2 tRNA genes and 3 rRNA genes are annotated in these 5335 nt (G+C 47.9%); all 5 read left to right on the top strand.

Annotated features, from left to right (window positions below):
* Positions 1-294 precede the first annotated feature (294 nt).
* The 5 genes from EKM60_RS11030 (at position 295) to rrf (ending at position 5335) form a co-directional block, all read left to right on the top strand.
* Positions 295-1868, top strand: a 16S ribosomal RNA gene (locus tag EKM60_RS11030).
* An 81-nt stretch (positions 1869-1949) separates the two neighbouring features.
* Positions 1950-2024 (top strand) — tRNA-Ile (locus tag EKM60_RS11025).
* Between the two features lie 21 nt (positions 2025-2045).
* Positions 2046-2118, top strand: a tRNA-Ala gene (locus EKM60_RS11020).
* A gap of 112 nt (positions 2119-2230) precedes the next feature.
* Positions 2231-5148: ribosomal RNA gene (locus EKM60_RS11015) — 23S ribosomal RNA — on the top strand.
* A 70-nt stretch (positions 5149-5218) separates the two neighbouring features.
* Positions 5219-5335, top strand: a 5S ribosomal RNA gene (gene rrf / locus EKM60_RS11010).
* Together the 16S, 23S and 5S rRNA genes with 2 tRNA genes alongside form the textbook arrangement of a ribosomal RNA operon.

Raw genomic sequence — 5335 nt, 5'->3', positions numbered from 1 at the left:
GTAATATATTACCTGTTGTTGCGACAGAGCAACGGCGACAACGTATTGATGAGTTCCTTTCATCTTTACCTTCAAATAATTATTTTAAAAAGTTGTTGACATTAACTTGTCCAATTGATAAGATAATTAAGTCGCTTGTTAAGGAGTTCACTTCTTAACAAACAAGTAGACCTTTGAAAACTGAACAAAGTTTTAACAATCAATTGTGTATATACCTTTTAATTAAGGTTTTGAATTAAAGAAACATTGACGAAGTCAATTTTCGCTAGTATTAATTTTTGAGTCACAAACTTTTAATATGAGAGTTTGATCCTGGCTCAGGACGAACGCTGGCGGCGTGCCTAATACATGCAAGTCGAGCGAACTCTGGTAATTGAACGATGGTGCTTGCACCGGAGTGATTTTACATTTGAGTGAGCGGCGGATGGGTGAGTAACACGTGGGTAACCTGCCCTAAAGTGGGGGATAACATCTGGAAACAGGTGCTAATACCGCATAACAACATTTACCACATGGTTTATGTTTGAAAGATGGTTTTGCTATCGCTTTAGGATGGACCCGCGGCGTATTAGCTAGTTGGTAAGGTAATGGCTTACCAAGGCAGTGATACGTAGCCGACCTGAGAGGGTAATCGGCCACATTGGGACTGAGACACGGCCCAAACTCCTACGGGAGGCAGCAGTAGGGAATCTTCCACAATGGACGAAAGTCTGATGGAGCAACGCCGCGTGAGTGAAGAAGGTTTTCGGATCGTAAAACTCTGTTGTTGAAGAAGAACATGCATGAGAGTAACTGTTCATGTATTGACGGTATTCAACCAGAAAGCCACGGCTAACTACGTGCCAGCAGCCGCGGTAATACGTAGGTGGCAAGCGTTGTCCGGATTTATTGGGCGTAAAGCGAGCGTAGGCGGTTTATTAAGTCTGATGTGAAAGCCCTCGGCTCAACCGAGGAAGTGCATCGGAAACTGGTAAACTTGAGTGCAGAAGAGGAAAGTGGAACTCCATGTGTAGCGGTGGAATGCGTAGATATATGGAAGAACACCAGTGGCGAAGGCGGCTTTCTGGTCTGTAACTGACGCTGAGGTTCGAAAGCGTGGGTAGCAAACAGGATTAGATACCCTGGTAGTCCACGCCGTAAACGATGAGTGCTAAGTGTTGGAGGGTTTCCGCCCTTCAGTGCTGCAGCTAACGCATTAAGCACTCCGCCTGGGGAGTACGACCGCAAGGTTGAAACTCAAAGGAATTGACGGGGGCCCGCACAAGCGGTGGAGCATGTGGTTTAATTCGAAGCAACGCGAAGAACCTTACCAGGTCTTGACATATCTTGAAACACTAAGAGATTAGTTTTTCCCTTCGGGGACAAGAATACAGGTGGTGCATGGTTGTCGTCAGCTCGTGTCGTGAGATGTTGGGTTAAGTCCCGCAACGAGCGCAACCCTTATTACTAGTTGCCAGCATTAAGTTGGGCACTCTAGTGAGACTGCCGGTGACAAACCGGAGGAAGGTGGGGACGACGTCAAATCATCATGCCCCTTATGACCTGGGCTACACACGTGCTACAATGGTCGGTACAACGTGCTGCGAACTCGCGAGGGTAAGCAAATCACTTAAAACCGATCTCAGTTCGGATTGCAGGCTGCAACTCGCCTGCATGAAGCTGGAATCGCTAGTAATCGTGGATCAGCATGCCACGGTGAATACGTTCCCGGGCCTTGTACACACCGCCCGTCACACCATGAGAGTTTGTAACACCCAAAGCCGGTGGGGTAACCTTTTAGGAGCTAGCCGTCTAAGGTGGGACAAATGATTAGGGTGAAGTCGTAACAAGGTAGCCGTAGGAGAACCTGCGGCTGGATCACCTCCTTTCTAAGGAAAAGTGCGAGAGCACAACGGAAATACACAAGTTAAAACTTTGTTTAGTTTTGAGAGGTCTACTCTAGCTTATTTGGGCCTATAGCTCAGCTGGTTTAGAGCGCACGCCTGATAAGCGTGAGGTCGATGGTTCAAGTCCATTTAGGCCCATAGAATTGAATAGTACCATATGGGGGTTTAGCTCAGCTGGGAGAGCACCTGCTTTGCAAGCAGGAGGTCATCGGTTCGATCCCGTTAACCTCCATAGGTAAGGAAACTTACCAAACTCGTACCTTGAAAACTGGATATTAAGAAATAATGAATTAAAGAAACACCGAAAACTGCGCGACAAATTGACGCAAGTCATATTTTGTCAAGATTAAGTATTAAAGGGCGCATGGTGGATGCCTAGGCACTAGGAGCCGATGAAGGACGTAACTAACGACGATACGCCTCGGGGAGCTGTAAGTAAGCTTTGATCCGGGGATTTCCGAATGGGGGAACCCAATCATCGTAATGGATGATTACTTGTGTGTGAATACATAGCACATTAAGAGGAAGACGCAATGAACTGAAACATCTAAGTAGTTGCAGGAACAGAAAGAATATTCGATTCCCTGAGTAGCGGCGAGCGAAACGGGAAGAGCCCAAACTAAAGAGCTTGCTCTTTAGGGTTGTAGGACTGGCGTTATGAGAAAAAAAGTAAGTATAGTTGAATGAGTTGGAAAGCTCAGCCAAAGAGAGTGAAAGCCTCGTAAACGAAATGCGAACTACTCTAGCCAGTATCCTGAGTACGGCGGGACACGTGAAACCCCGTCGGAATCTGGGAGGACCATCTCCCAAGGCTAAATACTACCTAGTGACCGATAGTGAACCAGTACCGTGAGGGAAAGGTGAAAAGAACCCCGGAAGGGGAGTGAAATAGATCCTGAAACCATGTGCCTACAAGTAGTCAGAGCCCGTTAAGGGGTGATGGCGTGCCTTTTGTAGAATGAACCGGCGAGTTACGTTTGCATGCAAGGTTAAGCAGAAGATGCGGAGCCGTAGCGAAAGCGAGTCTGAATAGGGCGAATAAGTATGTAGATGTAGACCCGAAACCAAGTGACCTACCCATGTCCAGGTTGAAAGTGTGGTAAAACACACCGGAGGACCGAACCCATGTATGTTGAAAAATGCTGGGATGAGGTGTGGGTAGCGGTGAAATTCCAAACGAACTTGGAGATAGCTGGTTCTCTCCGAAATAGCTTTAGGGTTAGCCTCGGGGAATAGGATCATGGAGGTAGAGCACTGTTTGGACTAGGGGCCCGTCTTGGGTTACTGAATTCAGATAAACTCCGAATGCCATTGATCTATACCCGGGAGTCAGACGGTGAGTGATAAGATCCATCGTCGAAAGGGAAACAGCCCAGATCACCAGTTAAGGTCCCAAAATTCATGCTAAGTGGAAAAGGATGTGGAAACGCATAGACAACTAGGATGTTGGCTCAGAAGCAGCCATTCATTCAAAGAGTGCGTAATAGCTCACTAGTCGAGTGATTCTGCGCCGAAAATGTACCGGGGCTAAGCATGATACCGAAACTGTGGATGCATCGTAAGATGCGTGGTAGGAGAGCGTTGTAAGAGCATTGAAGCTGTACCGTGAGGAGCAGTGGAGTTCTTAGAAGTGAGAATGCCGGTATGAGTAGCGAAAGATCAGTGAGAATCTGATCGGCCGAAAGACTAAGGTTTCCTGGGGAAGGCTCGTCCTCCCAGGGTTAGTCGGGGCCTAAGATGAGACCGAGAGGTGTAATCGATGGATAACGGGTTGATATTCCCGTACTAGTTTATTTTGTTTGAACGATGGAAGGACGCAGGAGGATGATGTGTGCACACAGCTGGAAAAGTGTGTTCAAGCAGTAAGTCTTGGTAAGAGTCAAATGCTTTTACCTTCAAGGACAAGCTGTGATGAGGAGCGAAATTTAAGTAGCGAAGCACAGTAACTCACACTGCCGAGAAAAGTTTCTAGTTAGAAATAAACTACCCGTACCGCAAACCAACACAGGTAGTCGAGGAGAGAATCCTAAGGTCAGCGAGTGAACTCTCGTTAAGGAACTCGGCAAAATGACCCCGTAACTTCGGGAGAAGGGGTGCTGGTGTAACAGCCAGCCGCAGTGAATAGGCCCAAACAACTGTTTATCAAAAACACAGGTCTATGCTAAATCGTAAGATGACGTATATGGGCTGACGCCTGCCCGGTGCTGGAAGGTTAAGAGGATCAGTTAGCGTAAGCGAAGCTGAGAATTGAAGCCCCAGTAAACGGCGGCCGTAACTATAACGGTCCTAAGGTAGCGAAATTCCTTGTCGGGTAAGTTCCGACCCGCACGAAAGGCGTAATGATTTGGGCACTGTCTCAACGAGAGACTCGGTGAAATTATAATACCCGTGAAGATGCGGGTTACCCGCGACAGGACGGAAAGACCCCATGGAGCTTTACTGTAGCTTGATATTGAGTTTTTGTGTGACATGTACAGGATAGGTAGGAGCCGTAGAAGTCGGAACGCTAGTTTCGACAGAGGCGTTGGTGGGATACTACCCTTGTTATATGAAAACTCTAACCTACACCATTTATCGTGGTGAGGGACAGTGTCTGGTGGGCAGTTTGACTGGGGCGGTCGCCTCCTAAAAAGTAACGGAGGCGCTCAAAGGTTCTCTCAGAATGGTTGGAAATCATTCATAGAGTGTAAAGGCACAAGAGAGCTTGACTGCGAGACTGACAAGTCGAGCAGGGACGAAAGTCGGACTTAGTGATCCGGTGGTACCATATGGAAGGGCCATCGCTCAACGGATAAAAGCTACCCTGGGGATAACAGGCTTATCTCCCCCAAGAGTTCACATCGACGGGGAGGTTTGGCACCTCGATGTCGGCTCATCGCATCCTGGGGCTGTAGTCGGTCCCAAGGGTTGGGCTGTTCGCCCATTAAAGCGGTACGCGAGCTGGGTTCAGAACGTCGTGAGACAGTTCGGTCCCTATCCGTCGCGGGCGTAGGAAATTTGAGAGGAGCTGTCCTTAGTACGAGAGGACCGGGATGGACATACCTCTGGTGTACCAGTTGTGCCGCCAGGCGCATCGCTGGGTAGCTACGTATGGACGGGATAAACGCTGAAAGCATCTAAGTGTGAAGCCCCCCTCGAGATGAGATTTCCCATTCCTTTATGGAAGTAAGATCCGTTAAAGATTATGACGTAGATAGGCTGCGGGTGGAAGTGTAGCGATACATGGAGCTGAGCAGTACTAATAGATCGAGGACTTAATCGAGTAAGTGGTTTTCAGGATTCATTTAATTCATTAACTTAATATCTAGTTTTGAAGGTACGAGTAAGAATAGTGTGGTGGCGATAGCAAGAAGGATACACCTGTTCCCATGCCGAACACAGAAGTTAAGCTTCTTAACGCCGAAAGTAGTTGGTGGGAAACTACCCGCGAGGATAGGTAGTTGCCACGC

This window comes from Companilactobacillus kedongensis, from assembly GCF_003946625.1.
GTDB lineage: Bacteria > Bacillota > Bacilli > Lactobacillales > Lactobacillaceae > Companilactobacillus > Companilactobacillus kedongensis.
The sequence above is the reverse complement of the archived record's forward strand: the minus strand, read 5'-3'. Positions and strand labels throughout refer to the sequence as shown.